The organism is Luteimonas kalidii, assembly GCF_029887935.1.
Lineage (GTDB): Bacteria > Pseudomonadota > Gammaproteobacteria > Xanthomonadales > Xanthomonadaceae > Luteimonas > Luteimonas kalidii.
In genome coordinates this window covers 52,485-66,963 of the sequence record NZ_JARXRO010000016.1, presented here as the reverse complement: position 1 = coordinate 66,963, position 14,479 = coordinate 52,485, and the positions used below count along the sequence as shown (strand labels likewise).

The window sequence follows — 14,479 nt, the reverse complement described above, 5'->3', positions numbered from 1 at the left end:
GATCGGGCGCCTGCAGCCGGCGCCTGCCTGTCGCGCCAGCCCATGCGCAGACTGCCGAGGCCAGCGTGATCGCCGTGGCCGCCGGTCGTTTCAGCGCTTCACGTCCAGACGTTCGCCGCGCACCAGCGCAAGCACCTCCTCCACGCTGCACAGGTTGAAGTCGCCCGGCACGGCGTGCTTGAGGCAGCCTGCGGCATGGCCGAAGCGCAGGCTGTCGGCATCGTCCCAGCCTTCCAGCAGGCCGTGCAGCACGCCGGCGGCGAAGGCGTCGCCGCCGCCGATGCGGTCGACGATCGCCGGCAATTCCAGCGGCGCGACCCGGTGCAGGTCGCCTGCGCGCGTGGCCATCAGGGCGCCGAGCGCATGGTGCTCCACGCTGGACTGCGCGCGCGTGGTGCAGGCGAGGCGCTGCAGTCGCGGAAAGGCGTCGAAGGCGCGACGCGCGGCGCGGGCGAAGCGCTGTTCGTGGGGGTCGGCGTCGCCGCCGGTATCGGGGCCGAGCACCACGTCGATGTCGCGATGGTCGGCGAAGGCGATCTCGGCGCCATCGAGCAGCGGGCGCAGGATCGTCGCCGGGTCGCCGTCCCACGCCGCCCACAGCTTGGGACGGAAGTTGCCGTCGAACGACACCCGCGCGCCGGACGCGACGGCGGCGCCGACCGCATCGGCGGCGGCGGCGGCGGTGTCCGCCCCCAGTGCCGGGGTCACCCCGGACAGGTGCAGCCAGTCCACGCCGCGGAGCAATCCGGACCAGTCGTAGCCGGAGGCGGGCGCCAGCGCGAAGGCGGACGCGGCGCGGTCGTAGAGCACCTCGCTCGGGCGGTGCCCGGCGCCGGTGGCCAGGAAGTACAGGCCCATGCGTCCGTCCGCCAGGCGCACGCCGCGGGTATCGACGCCATGGCGGCGCAGCTCGCCGAGCGCGGCGCGCCCCAGGGCGTTGTCGGCCACCGTGCCCAGCATCGAGACGGAATGCCCGAAGTTGGCCAGCGACACGCCGACGTTGGCCTCTGCGCCGCCGATCCGGACTTCCAGTGAGGGCGATTGCAGCAGCAGTTCGCGCCCGGGCGAGGCGAGGCGGAGCAGCAGTTCACCGAAGCAGGCGATGCGACCGGACATGGGGGCTCCTGTAGGGGTCTCGCATGATCGGCCAGCGGCGGCTCGAGCGCGTTTTGCGTCGCAGCATGCTTGCCGGGCGAGCTTTTGTTAGGGTTTTGACCAGCGGTGTCATTCGGCCCCGCCGGACGTCATCTCAGCGCACTTACATCAGCCAGCCGGAGCCAGGGCTCACGACCGGCACCACGGGAGGGGAATTATGCAAGCTGCTCGTCAGAGAAAAAAGACACCGGTTACCTTGCTCGCTGTCTCGATCGGTCTCGTGCTCCAGGGGCAGGCCCTGGTCGCGCTTGCGCAGGACGCCGCACCGGTCCCCGCGACGCCGCCTGGCGAGGATGCGCAGACACTGGACACCATGGTGGTCACCGGCTACCGCGCCAGCCTGGAGCGGGCGCTCGACATCAAGCGCGGCGAGAGCGGCGTGATCGATGCGATCGTGGCCGAGGACATCGCCGACTTCCCGGACCTCAACCTGGCCGAATCGCTGCAGCGCATTCCGGGCGTGTCGATCACGCGCGAGGGCGGCGAAGGCCGCAACATCTCGGTGCGCGGCCTCGGCCCGCAGTTCACCCGGGTGCGCATCAACGGCATCGAGGCGCTGGCGACCGGTGGCGGCACCGACACCTCCGGTGGCGTGAACCGCGGCCGCGGCTTCGACTTCAACACCTTCGCCTCGGAGCTGTTCAGCCAGCTCGTGGTGCGCAAGACCTCGGCGGCCGAGATCGAGGAAGGGTCGCTGGGCGCGACCGTCGACCTGCGCACCGCGCGGCCGTTCGATTTCGACGGTTTCACCCTGTCGGTCGGCGGCCAGGCCAGCTACAACGACCTGCTCGAAGAGACCGATCCGCGCGGCAGTTTCCTGATCAGCAACACCTTCGCCGACGACAAGCTCGGCGCCCTGCTGTCGGTCGCCTATACCGACCGCAAGGTGATCGAAGAGGGCTCGGATTCGGTGCGCTGGTCGGCCGGCAGCGCCAACGGCGGTTTCGGCTCGGTGGGCGGCGTGGATTGCGTCGACGCACCCGCCGATCCGGGCTGCGTGGCCGTCAACCAGGCCTACCATCCGCGCATTCCGCGCTACAATCTGTACGTGCACGACCAGGAGCGCATCGGCGTCACCGGCTCGCTCCAGTTCCGGCCCAACGATCGAACGGAGCTCGTGTTCGATGCGCTGTACGCGCGCTTCGACGCCGACCGCTGGCAGGACAACATGAACGCGGTGTCCTTCAGCCGCAGCGGCGTGGGCAAGCCCGACACCGCGGTGCTGGATTACGAGATCGACGGCCGCGGAAACCTGGTGTACGGCGCGTTCGACAACGTCGACATCCGTTCCGAGGGACGCTACGACGAGCAGACCACCGATTTCCTGCAGTGGGGGTGGACGCTCAAGCACCGCTTCAGCGACAGCGTCGTGCTCGATGCGCTGGTCGGCAGTTCGCGCTCGGAATACGACAATCCGGTGCAGACGACGATCATCATGGACAAGTTCGACGTCGACGGCTATTCGTGGGACTACCGCGGCAACAGCCGCCTGCCGGCGTTCGACTACGGCGCGCTGGATCCGCTCGACCCCAACGGCTGGACGCTGGCCGAGGTGCGCCTGCGCCCGCAGTTCGCGCGCAACGAGTACGACACCGGACAGTTCGACCTGACCTGGATCGCCTCGCCGTACTTCTCGCTCAAGGGTGGCGGGCACTACAAGGACTACACCTACACCGGGCGCGAGTGGCGCCGCGCCTCGGAAAGCGCCGTGCCCGCGGTGGGCAGCGATGCGCTGGCCGGGCTGGTGCGCGAGTTCGGGCTCTACGGCATCGACGCCGGCGGCGTGAACCGCTGGGTGGTGCCGGACGTGAACGCATTCGCGGATGCGTACGACATCTACAGCAACAGCGGACTCTACGCCGTGTCCGACACGCTCTCCAACGTCGCCGCGAACAACCGCGTGGTCAACGAGCGCAGCACCGGCTTCTACGTGCAGGGCGATTTCTCGTTCGACATCGGCGCGGTTCCGTTCCGCGGCAACGTCGGCGTGCGCCGGGTCGACACCGACCTGACCAGCGACGGCTCGTCGTTCGTGGATGGTGTTCCGGTTCCCACGCGCGTGATGTACGAGTACAGCGACACCCTGCCGTCGTTCAACCTGATCGCAGAGGTCACGCCGGACTTCCTGGTGCGTCTGTCGGGCGCGGAAGTGATGTCGCGGCCGAACCTGGGCTTCCTCAACCCGGGAGCGTCGGTCACCGTCAGCGGCGGTGCGCGCACGGTCACCACCGGCAACCCGCGGCTGGATCCGTTCCGGGCCAAGACCCTGGACCTCAACCTGGAGTGGTACTTCAGCAGCGAAGGGCTGCTGTCGCTGGGCGCGTTCTACAAGGACATCGACAGCTACATCCAGACCTCGCGCGAGACGCGTCCGTACAACACCTCGGGCCTGCCCGACTCGCTGCTGATCGGCACCGGCGCCACGCCCAGCGACGATTTCGTGTTCCAGCAGCCGCTCAACACCCCGGGCGGCGACCTGACCGGCTACGAGATCAGCTACCAGCAGCCCTTCACCTTCCTGCCGGGCATCTGGCAGGACTTCGGTGTGCAGCTCAACTACACCTACGTCGACTCCGAGATCCAGTACCTGAGCTCGAGCGGCGAGCCGTCGGCGCGCGGCCCGATGGTCGGGCTGTCCGAGAACGCCTGGAACGCGACCCTTTACTACGACAACCAGAAATTCTCCGCGCGCGTGTCGGCGGCCTATCGCGACGAGTACCTGAACCAGATTCCAGGGCGCGAAGGCAGCGACGTCGAAGGTACCAAGGCCACCACCACGGTCGATGCCTCGCTGTCGTACAACATCAACGACCACTTCTCGGTCTCGCTCGAAGGCCTCAACCTGACCGACGAGTGGAGCGACCTGTGGATCGATTCGGCCGGCGACCGGCCGATCGCCTACACCCACACCGGCCGCCAGTACATGGTCGGCTTCCGCTACAAGTTCTGACGCTCAGTTCGGTGCCGGCGCGGACATACGCCGGCACCGATGGTGCGAAACGCAGCGTCAGGTGGTCGCGAGGCGCCGAGGCGGATGCGACGCCCGCGGGCGGCGAGCCCCTGGCGGACCGATACCACGGCCGGGATCGCGGCTACAGCGTTCCGCGCTGCACGAAGGGAGCGCGTGCGTAGAGGCGGCGCTCGCCGTCGCGCGGGTCGGCTTCGAGCCGTGGCTCGTCGCCGAACACCATCGTGTCGCGCGCGGGCGGCGACCACGGGCGCCAGGCCGCGGTGGCCCCGGTGCGCGGGTCGCCGTTGCGCGCGAACGCGAGCAGTGCCGTGCTCATCGCATCGGCCACGCGCTGCGCAGCCGCGGAGACGCCGGCTTTCGAGCCAGGCCGGCCGGGGTTGTCGAAGACCAGGGGAATGTCCAGGGTGTGGAAGGCGCGCATGCGTCCGCCCGGATCGAGATCGCGCGGATACCAGTCGAGCTGATAGGCCCAGGTATTGCCGCGGCCATCGCGGGCGCGTGCCTCGAGCTGTTCGAGCGCGCCGCGCCAGGAGCGACCGGCGGTGGTCGCGGCGAAGAACACATCGCTGGGCGTGGAACGTGGGTACAGGCGCCGGTATCCGGCGATGACGACGGCAGGGTCGAGATCGACGTACTGGTGGGCGCGCAGCCGCTCCGGAAGCGACGCCCAGTCGAGCGCGTGGTTCGACGGATCGCCGGCGAGGAAGGCGCGGGTCTCGTCGCGGGTATTGCCGATCACCATCGGCATGTGCGCGGATTGCGGCGGCGCATCGGGCCAGAACGGATGGCGCGGTAGCGACACGCCATCCATCACCGGCCCCAGGTACAGCGCGATGTCTTCCACCGGCGAAGGGTCGCGCACGGACAAGGCCTGCAGCAGCGCATCGGACGGCATCGTGCACAGGCGTTCCGCGGCCGACGGGCGCAGCCCCAGCGCATCGAGCAATCGTCGCGCGCGCCCGTCGGCCGCGCGCGGCCCGGCGGCCGTGACCTGCTGTCCGCTCATCGTCCAGGCGCGGTGGAACAGGCCCCGTGCGGCCGGCATCGCCATCAGCGTGGCGATCTTGGCGCCGCCTCCGGACTGGCCGAACAGGGTGACGTTGTCCGGGTCGCCACCGAACTCCTCCGCGTGCCCGCGCACCCAGTGCAGGGCCTGCACGAGGTCGAGCTGACCGGCGTTGCCGGCGCTTGCGTAGTCGGGACCGAGCAGCTCCTTCAGGTGCAGGTAGCCGAACGCGTTGAGGCGATGGTTGAGCGTCACCACCACCACGTCGCCGCGCCGGGACAGGCGCGTGCCGTCGTACAGCGGATCGCTGCCGGCGCCGGTGTTGTAGCCACCGCCGTGCAGATAGACGAGGATCGGTCGCTTCGCGCCATCGCGCAGGGCCGGGGTCCAGATGTTGAGGAACAGGCAGTCCTCGCTGCCGGGGCCGCCCTCGCCGCGCTGCGGGGCAGGCGATCCGAACGCGATAGCCCCGCGGATCCCGCGCCATGCCGGTTCGGGCCGCGGCGGCAGGAAGCGGCGACCGGTGGTGTCGGCGCCGTAGCGCAGGCCGCGGAAGACGTGCACGCCGTGGACGCGTTCACCCGCCACGCGACCGCCACGGACACGCGCCACGCTGGCCGGTCCCGACGGCGCCGCAGGCACCGCGCCTGTCCATGCACCCGCCACACCGGTGGCGAGCGCCTGTCGCAGGAACCGGCGACGCCCGGGCTGCACCGTCAGCGCAGGGGTTCGCCGCGCGCGTAACCCGCGTGCGGCTCCATCGTGTCGAGGTTCCAGTCGGCCTCGACGAACGGCCGGCGTGTCGGCGCATGGTCGGGATAGCCACCGACCTCGTCCTGGCTGTCGATGGTCTCGCCGCGTCCTTCGATCACGTCGGCGACGATGCGGCGGTCGATCGGATCGCGGTTCCAGGGCGTGGCGCCGGCGTTCGCGATCACCGCATCCTGCACCTGCGCGGCCGGCAGCAGCGTGGCGCGCGGCGGCAGCCCGGGTGCGCTGCGCAGGCGGTTCACCCGCGCCGGCGCGGTGGTGTAGCGACCGATCTCGGGGATGGTGGCCTCGCCGATCACGTCGACGGCGATGTTGTCGTCCAGGTACAGGTCCACGTCGCCCGAGCCGCCGAGCATGAACAGCGCCAGCCGCTGCGTGTCGTGGCCCGCGCGCAGCACGTTGCCGCGCAGGACCATGGTGCCGGTCGCGTACTCGTGGCCCAGCCATTCCTCGGCGATCAGGTTGTAGTGCGCGGCACGCGCGCCGGGGTTGTAGATCAGGTTGTTGAGCAACTGGCCGGACACGCCCCCCTTGAACAGCGGATTGCGCTCGTAGTTGTGTGCATACAGATTGCCGGTGATCAGGATGTCCTGCACGTGGTCGTGGACCAGCGTGCCCTTGGAGTGCTCGCCCTTGCCGTGGCTGGCGTACGCCAGGCCCTCGGCGATCAGGTTGTTGCTGAAGGTGATGCGACGCGAGGTGCCCTTGCGGAAGTCCTCGAGCGTGGTGCCGCCCTCGATGAAGCGCGTGCCCGATGCGGACAGGCCTTCGTCGGTGCCCCAGGTCAGCGAGCAGTGATCGACGATCACGTTCTCGGCGCGGACGGTGGAGATCGCGTCGAAGTCGACCCCACTGCGCCTGGCCTTGCCCGCATCGCCGGGACGCACGCGCAGGTGGCGCACGATCACGTCGTGGGTGGCGATGTCCACGCCGCCCCGGATCAGGGTGATGCCCGGCGCGGGCGCCGTCTGTCCGGCGATGGTGAGGAAGGGTTCGGTGATGCGCAGCGTCTGCACGTCCAGGTCGATCACGCCGCCCACCTCGAACACCACGATGCGGGGCCCCTCGGCTTCCACCGCGGCCCGCAACGATCCCGGCCCGTCGGCCGCCAGGGTGGTCACGCGCAGGAGTCTGCCGCCGCGTCCGCCCGGCGTGTCTGCGGCCCAACCCTGCGCGCCCGGGAAGGCCTGCGCGGGCCGGTCGGACGCCGCCAGCGGCAGGGCAAGGCCCAGCGCGCAGGCGAGCAGGGCGGACCAGGCGGGATGGCGGCGGATCGTGGGCATGCTGGGCGGCTCCTCGACGGTTGTCCGGGTGCGGCCGGGGATGGATGTCCACCGGTTTGCCGCACTGCACATTGAAAATGACACCGGTGTACCTTACAAGGACATCCAGCCGGCGGCGATCTGCACCGCAACATCATCCGGAGGGGGCTTGAGCAGGGAGACGGACACACCCATGGACATGGCGGCCGGGCGCGAGGGCGCCGACATCGCCGAGGCATTCGTGCGCGCCCGGCAGCGCGGGGGCAGCCTGCCGGACTTTCCCGGCATCATCCCGGCCGATCTTGTGGCGGCCTACCGCGTGCAGGACCTCGCCATCGCGCGCTGGCCCGACCGGATCGTCGGCTGGAAGGTCGGCTACATCGCCGAAGCCCGGCGCGACGCGTCGGGCGACGAGCGCCTGCTCGGTCCGATTTTCGCGGGGCGCTGCAGCGAAGCGTCCGACCACACGCCGATCCCGGTGTTCGTCGGCGGCTTCGGCGCGATCGAGGCCGAGTACGTCCTGCGCCTGGAGGCCGACGCGCCACCGGACAAGCTCGACTGGACCCCCGACGAGAGCGTTGCGGTGCCGGCCACGCTGTGGACCGGCCTGGAGATCGCGAGCAGCCCGCTGGCCACGATCAATGCGCTGGGACCGTGCGTGGTCGTGTCGGACTTCGGCAACAACAACGGCCTCGTGCTGGGCGCGGAGATTCAGGGCTGGCGCGCGCTGGCCGAGTCCGAGCTGCTGGCCGAGAGCTGGATCGACGATGTCTGCGTCGGCCGCGGCGGCGCCTCGGCGCTGCCCGGCGGACTGCCTGCCGCCTACGCGTTCGCGCTCTCGCGGTCGGCCCGGCGCGGCCGGCCGTTGAAGGCCGGCGACCTGATCGCCACCGGCAACGCCACCGGCATCCACGAGGTGCGCGTGGGCCAGCGCATCCGGGTGTCGTTCGGGTCGCACGGGGACATCGCCGGCCACGTGGTGGCGGCCACGCCTCGCGAGGCGGGCCGTTGAAGCGGCGCTCGTTCGTCGCCGCGCTCGGAGCCGCCGGTGCCTGGGCGGTCGCGCCGGGCCGGGTGCGCGGCGCCGGGCGCGACGGCATGCTCACCGCCACCGATGTGCACGTGTCCGACTACCCCACCGTCGAGGCCGTGCGCTGGATCGGCGAGACGCTGGAACGCGAGACGGGCGGGCGCCTCCGTCTCCGGCTCTACCATTCGGGCCAGCTCGGCCGCGAGGCTGAAGCGATCGACATGGCGCGCTTCGGCGCGATCGATTTCGCGCGCGTCTACAGCGGCGCGCTCAACAACGCCTTCCCGCTGACCCGCGCGCTGTGCCTGCCGTATGCGTTCGAGTCGGTGGCGCACATGCGCCGCGCGATGGACGGCGAGGTCGGCCGCGCGGTGCTGGACGGATTCGGCGGGCGCGGCCTGGTGGGGCTGGCGATCTACGACTCGGGCGCGCGCTGCTTCTACAACGCGCGGCGTCCGATCCATGTGCCCGCCGACCTGGCGGGCATGAAGATCCGGGTGCCGGTCTCGGACATCTTCATCCGCATGCTGCGCCTGTTCGGCGCGAACGCCACGCCGCTCTCGCTCGGCGAGGTGTACTCCGGCATGGAGACGCACATGATCGACGGTGCCGAGAACAACATCCGCAGCTTCCATTCCAGCCGGCACTTCGAGGCCGCGCGCTACTGGTCGCAGAGCGAACATTCGTATGCGCCCGACGTGCTGCTGCTGTCGCGACGCACCTGGGACGCGCTGGCGCCCGGCGATCGCGAGCTGGTGCGCGAGACCGCGCGGGCGTCGGTGCAGGTGATGCGCCAGGCCTGGGATGCCTCGGAGGCGGCCGCGCGCGAACAGGTGCTCGCCGCCGGCATCGACACCAATGACGTGGACATGGATGCCTTCCGGCGCGCGGCCGCGCCGTTGCTCGCCGAGTACCGGCGCGATCCGCGCATCGACGCGCTGTACGCGCGGATCCGCGCGGCTGCCTGAGGACGACGATGAACGAACACGCGCCGGCGCACGCCGCCGAAGCTGCCGATACCGCACCGCCGACGCCGCTGGACCGGATCTCCGACGCCGCGATCGCGATCGCCGCCCTGGCATTGGGTGGCCTCGTCGTGGTGCAGGGCTGGCAGGTGGTGGCGCGCTACGTGCTCAACGATTCCCCCAGCTGGACCGAGCCGGTGACGCTGCTGCTGCTGAGCACGGCGATGAGCCTCGGCGCTGCGGCCGGCGTCCATACCCGCCGCCACTTCAGCTTCAGCCTGCTCGCCGACGCGATGCGGCCGCGCGTGCGGCGTGCGGTCGATGCGCTCACGGTGCTGGTCATCGCCGCGATCGGCGCAGTGCTGGCCTGGTGGGGTGCGGTGCTGTTGCTGGACGGCCTGGACGTGCGCATCGCCGGGGCCCCGATGCCGCAGAGCATCGGATTCCTGCCGCTGGCGACCGGCGGCGCGCTGATGGTGGTGTTCGCGCTGGCACGGCTGCCGCACGTGCTGCGGATGCCGGGGGAGGACTGAGCATGGGCATCGCCATCCTGTTCTGCGTGTTCGCGGGGCTGCTGATCATCGGTGTGCCGGTCGCATACGCGCTCGCGGCGGCCTCGCTGCTCACGCTGCTCTATCTCGACCTGCCGTCCGTGGTGCTGGTGCAGCAGATCGGGGCCGGCATCGGGACCGCCTCGCTGATTGCGATTCCGCTGTTCATCTTCGCCGGCGAGATCATGATGCGCGGCGGAATCTCCGAGCGGCTCATCGCCCTGGCGGCGGGACTGGTCGGTCGCGTACGCGGCGGGTTGGGCCAGGTCTCGGTGCTGTCCTCGCTGTTCTTCGGCGGCGTGTCGGGATCGGCGATCGCGGACGTGTCCGCCGTGGGCGGGACGATGATCCCGCAGATGGTCAAGCGTGGCTACGATCGCGACTTCGCCGTCAACGTCAGCATCACCGCCGCGCTGGTCGCACTGCTGGTGCCGCCCTCGCACAACCTGATCCTGTTCTCCGCGGCGGCGGGCGGCGGCATCTCGATCGCCGACCTGTTCGCCGGCGGGATCCTTCCCGCATTGCTGATGACCGCGGCGATGATGCTGACCGGCTACGTGGTCGCACGCCGGCGCGGCTACGGGACCGAGCCGTTCCCCGGGCTGCGCGCGGTGCTGTTGCGGCTGGTGTCGGCATTGCCCGGACTGGGCCTGGTGGCGCTGATCTTCGTCGGCATCCGCGCCGGCGTGTTCACGGCGGTGGAGAGCGCGGCGGTGGCGGTGGTGTACGCGCTGCTGGTCACCGTGGTGCTGTACCGGCAGCTGCCGTGGCGGGTGTTCCTCGACACCATCGTGCACGCGGCGCGCACCACCGGCGTGATCCTGTTCGTGATCGCCTGCGCGGCGGCGTTCGGCTGGCTGCTGGCCTACCTGGAGGTGCCGGTGGCGGCGGTCGACGCATTGCAGGCGATCGCCGACAACCGCTATGCGGCGCTGCTGCTGATCGTGCTGATCCTGCTGCTGCTGGGCACCTTCATGGACCTGGCGCCGATGATCCTGATCTGCACCCCGATCTTCCTGCCGGTGGCCAAGGCCTACGGCATCCACCCGGTGCACTTCGGCATGGTGCTGGTGCTGACCGGGGGGCTGGGGCTGGTGACCCCGCCCGTGGGCTCGGTGCTGTTCGTCGGCACGGCGATCGGGAAGATCACGATCGCCCAGAGCCTGCGTTCGATCTGGCCATTCTGGCTGGCCGGCCTGGGTGTGCTGGTGGTGGTGGTGCTGTTCCCGCCGCTGTCGCTGTGGCTGCCCGCGGTGCTGCGGGCCGGCTGAGCCTCGTCGCACGCCCGGTCATCGCTGGACGCATTGGCCCGGCGGCGCGCTGCCGCCGGGCCGCATGGAGCGCCGCATTTGCGCCGGCCGCAGGCTAGACTGGGCTCGACACCGGTATCAGCCGGCGGGACACGACATGCCGCGAAATCGCACGGAAGACGACCCCAAGGCCTCGCTGCGCGGCCGGGCAGCCACCATCAACGACATCGCCCGGCTCGCCGGCGTGTCCAAGAAGACCGTGTCGCGGATCATCAACCGCTCGCCGCTGGTGCGCGCGGACACGCGCGAGAAGGTCGAAACGCTGATGCGCGAGGTCGGCTACGTGCCCGACCCGATGGCGCGCGGGCTCGCGTTCCGGCGCTCGTTCCTGATCGGGATGATCTACGACAACCCGACCGCGCAGTACATCGTGGACATCCAGTACGGCGCGCTCGACGCATTGCGCGATTCAGGCTTCGAACTGGTGGTGCATCCCTGCGACAGCCGCAATCCGAACTATGTCGACGGCGTGCGGCGGTTCGTGCAGCAGCAGAAGCTGCACGGGGTAATGCTGGTGCCGCGCGTGTCGGAAGACCAGGCCATGGCCGACATGCTGGCCGAGGTGGGATGCCGCTATGCACGCATCGCCTCGGTGCTGCTGGACAATCCGGAACGGATGGTCGTCACCCACGACCGCGACGGTGCCGCGGAGGTGGCCGATTACCTGCAGTCGCTCGGCCATCGCGACGTGGCGATGATCACCGGCCCGGCGACGTACCGATCGGCGATCGAGCGCACCCTCGGCTTCGTCGGTGCGCTGGAGCGCCGGGGGATCGAACTGCCCAAATCGCGCCTGGTCGAGGCCGGTTATACCTTCGAGTCGGGCGTGGCCGCGGCCGAGAAACTGCTCGCCGGAAAGAAGCGTCCGACCGCGATCTTCTGCGGCAACGACGAAATGGCCGCCGGCGTGTACCGCGTCGCACTGCGTACCGGCATCCAGATTCCCAAGCAGCTGTCGGTGGTGGGCTACGACGACAGCCCGCTGGCCTCGCGCCTGTGGCCGCCGCTGACCTCGGTGCGCCGCGACACCCGCGACACCGGCCGCATGGCCGCGGCCATGCTGCTGCAGACCGACGGCGCTCCGCGCCCGCTCTCGAGCGTGCGCCCGCACCTGGTGATCCGCGACTCCTGCCAGCCGCCGGCGTAAGCGCCCGCCGCTGTGTCCGGCCGGCCCGTGGGCTGCACCCACGCACCCGACGCGTAGCCCGGAGTAGCCCGGATAAGCGCAGCGCATCCGGGGCCACCCCATCATGCGAGAACCGCCCGCGCCGATAGGTGGCGCAGCGCGGCCGGGCGAGCGTCGCTCCACCAGAGGGCATTCCCGGATGCACTGCGCTTATCCGGGCTACGGCCACAGGCTACGTGCAGACCGGACACTCCGACGCCGTGCGCGTGCCGCAGCGCGGTATGACACCGGTTACCAGAATGGGTAGACTGGGCTCCGTCGATCCACTGGCCGGCCGTGCCGGCTTCCGAAATCACGGAGTCCATCGCCATGTTCCGCAAGACCTACCACGCCACCCATCCCGACATGATGGAGGGCGCCAGCAACGACCAGCTGCGCGATCGCTACCTGGTCGGCGACCTGTTCGTGGCGGACGCGGTGCAGCTCAACTATTCGCACAACGAGCGCTTCGTGCTCGGCGGCGCCGCGCCGGTGTCGAAAGTGGTCGAACTGCCGCGCCAGACCGAACCCGAATCCGCGAAGGGGCATCCGTTCCTCGAGCGGCGCGAACTGGGCGTGATCAACGTCGGTGGCGGCACCGGCACGGTGACCGTCGACGGCACCGCGTACACCCTCGGCCCGAAGGACGGTCTGTACGTGGCGATGGGCAGCCAGGAGGTGACGTTCGCCTCTGCGGATGCGGCCAATCCGGCGAAGTTCTATCTCGCGTCCACGCCTGCGCACGCACGCTTCGAGACGAAGCAGCTGTCGATCGCGGAGGCGGTGGCGCTGGACCGCGGTGCGCTGGAGACCAGCAACGAGCGCACCATCTACCAGTTCATCGTTCCGGCCACGTGCAAGTCCTCGCAGCTGCTGCTGGGGCTGACCGTGCTCAAGCCCGGCAGCGTCTGGAACACCATGCCGCCGCACCTGCACGACCGTCGCAGCGAGGTCTATTTCTACTTTGACCTCGGCGACAACGATCGCGTCTACCACTTCATGGGGCAGCCGGACGCGCAGCGCCACATCGTCATGCAGAACGACGAGGCGGTGATCTCGCCGCCGTGGTCGATCCACATGGGATCGGGCACGTCCAACTACGCCTTCATCTGGGCGATGGGCGGCGAGAACCTCGACTACACCGACATGCACGTGCTGGACATCTGTCAGCTCAAGTAGGACGCCGCCGCGCATCCCGTTGCGCGCAACCCAACCGATCAAGGAATCGAACACGATGGCAGGCAATCCTTTCAGTCTCGAAGGCAAGGTCGCGCTGGTCACCGGCGCCAACACCGGTCTGGGGCAGGGCATCGCGCTCGCACTCGCGCAAGCCGGTGCCGACATCGCCGGGGCGGGCATCGTGGAGGCGGCCGAGACCGGCGAGAAGGTGCGCGCGCTGGGGCGCCGCTTCCTCAACCTCGAGGCCAACCTGATCAGCATCGAGCCGGTCGGGCGCCTGGTGGAGCAGACGCTCGCGGGCCTCGGCAGGCTCGACATCCTGGTCAACAACGCCGGCCTGATCCGCCGTGCCGATGCGGTCGACTTCAGCGAAAAGGACTGGGACGACGTGATGAACGTCAACATCAAGTCCGCGTTCTTCATGTCGCAGGCGGCCGGCAGGCACTTCATCGGCCAGGGCAGCGGCAAGATCATCAACATCGCGTCGATGCTTTCGTTCCAGGGCGGCATCCGCGTGCCGTCGTATACCGCGTCCAAGAGCGGGATCGCCGGCATCACCCGGCTGCTGGCCAACGAATGGGGCGGCAAGGGCGTGAACATCAACGCGATCGCGCCCGGCTACATGGCCACCGACAACACCGCGCAGCTGCGTGCGGACGCCGACCGCAACCAGGCGATCCTCGACCGCATCCCCGCCGGCCGCTGGGGCGAGCCGTCCGACCTGGGCGGAACCGCGGTGTTCCTCGCCAGCCGCGCCTCGGATTACGTCAACGGCGCGGTGATCCCGGTCGACGGCGGCTGGCTGGCGCGCTGACGGACTTCTCCGGAACGGGCGAGAGGGCGGGTGTCCTCCCCGATGCGACTCTCTGCGCCCGTTCCTTTTTTTCTTTGTTCCCGGTCGGTCGGGGCAGGTCCTGCTTCCGGAACACGGCCAATCGCATTGCGTGGCTCCGAAGGGATGTTGCTCTGGAGTCGCGGAACCAGCCAATGGCGTCGCTGGACTCGAGGTCACGAGACGAAACATCTGGCTGCCGCGTGCGAGTCGGAAGACGTTGCGCCGACGGGACGAAAGGCCGTCTCCCGGGGGTAGCGTCGCTCCGAGACCGGACAGAAC

The 14,479-nt window shown here is 69.9% G+C and carries 11 protein-coding genes; 8 read left to right on the top strand and 3 right to left on the bottom strand.

The window, feature by feature from the left end; translation table 11 throughout:
- Positions 1 to 90: 90 nt before the first annotated feature.
- A complete protein-coding gene (locus tag QFW81_RS10140; protein WP_280578658.1) occupies positions 91 to 1,116 on the bottom strand; it encodes a sugar kinase in 1,026 nt (341 codons plus the stop codon).
- Between the two features lie 196 nt (positions 1,117 to 1,312).
- Here QFW81_RS10140 and QFW81_RS10135 point away from each other — a divergent pair, with 196 nt between their 5' ends.
- Complete coding sequence (locus QFW81_RS10135; RefSeq protein WP_280578657.1) at positions 1,313 to 4,105, top strand: TonB-dependent receptor; 2,793 nt, start codon at positions 1,313 to 1,315, stop codon at positions 4,103 to 4,105.
- Between the two features lie 142 nt (positions 4,106 to 4,247).
- Here the strand turns inward: QFW81_RS10135 and QFW81_RS10130 are convergent, their stop codons facing one another.
- Together QFW81_RS10130 and QFW81_RS10125 are read right to left on the bottom strand one after the other, a co-directional pair.
- Positions 4,248 to 5,852 (bottom strand): carboxylesterase/lipase family protein, encoded by a 1,605-nt coding sequence (locus QFW81_RS10130; protein WP_425604017.1) that lies wholly within the window; start codon positions 5,850 to 5,852, stop codon positions 4,248 to 4,250.
- Positions 5,849 to 7,186, bottom strand: a complete 1,338-nt coding sequence (locus QFW81_RS10125; protein ID WP_280578656.1) for a pectate lyase family protein — start codon at positions 7,184 to 7,186, stop codon at positions 5,849 to 5,851. Before QFW81_RS10125 ends, QFW81_RS10130 begins: the two co-directional genes overlap by 4 nt.
- Before the next feature lie 148 nt (positions 7,187 to 7,334).
- Here QFW81_RS10125 and QFW81_RS10120 point away from each other — a divergent pair, with 148 nt between their 5' ends.
- The 7 genes from QFW81_RS10120 to kduD all read left to right on the top strand — a co-directional run bounded on the left by QFW81_RS10120 (position 7,335) and on the right by kduD (position 14,179).
- Positions 7,335 to 8,177 (top strand): 2-keto-4-pentenoate hydratase, encoded by an 843-nt coding sequence (locus QFW81_RS10120; protein ID WP_425604011.1) that lies wholly within the window; start codon positions 7,335 to 7,337, stop codon positions 8,175 to 8,177.
- A gap of 86 nt (positions 8,178 to 8,263) precedes the next feature.
- On the top strand, positions 8,264 to 9,163 hold the full coding sequence (locus QFW81_RS10115) for a TRAP transporter substrate-binding protein (protein WP_280578810.1): 900 nt from the start codon (positions 8,264 to 8,266) through the stop codon (positions 9,161 to 9,163).
- A gap of 8 nt (positions 9,164 to 9,171) precedes the next feature.
- Complete coding sequence (locus QFW81_RS10110) at positions 9,172 to 9,693, top strand: TRAP transporter small permease (RefSeq protein WP_280578655.1); 522 nt, start codon at positions 9,172 to 9,174, stop codon at positions 9,691 to 9,693.
- A 2-nt stretch (positions 9,694 to 9,695) separates the two neighbouring features.
- Positions 9,696 to 10,982, top strand: a complete 1,287-nt coding sequence (locus QFW81_RS10105) for a TRAP transporter large permease (protein ID WP_280578654.1) — start codon at positions 9,696 to 9,698, stop codon at positions 10,980 to 10,982.
- A gap of 136 nt (positions 10,983 to 11,118) precedes the next feature.
- Positions 11,119 to 12,168, top strand: a complete 1,050-nt coding sequence (locus QFW81_RS10100) for a LacI family DNA-binding transcriptional regulator (RefSeq protein WP_280578653.1) — start codon at positions 11,119 to 11,121, stop codon at positions 12,166 to 12,168.
- A gap of 348 nt (positions 12,169 to 12,516) precedes the next feature.
- Positions 12,517 to 13,365: a 5-dehydro-4-deoxy-D-glucuronate isomerase gene (kduI, locus tag QFW81_RS10095; RefSeq protein ID WP_425604010.1), complete on the top strand. Its 849-nt coding sequence runs from the start codon at positions 12,517 to 12,519 to the stop codon at positions 13,363 to 13,365.
- A 55-nt stretch (positions 13,366 to 13,420) separates the two neighbouring features.
- A complete protein-coding gene (gene kduD, locus QFW81_RS10090; RefSeq protein WP_280578652.1) occupies positions 13,421 to 14,179 on the top strand; it encodes a 2-dehydro-3-deoxy-D-gluconate 5-dehydrogenase KduD in 759 nt (252 codons plus the stop codon).
- Positions 14,180 to 14,479 lie beyond the last annotated feature (300 nt).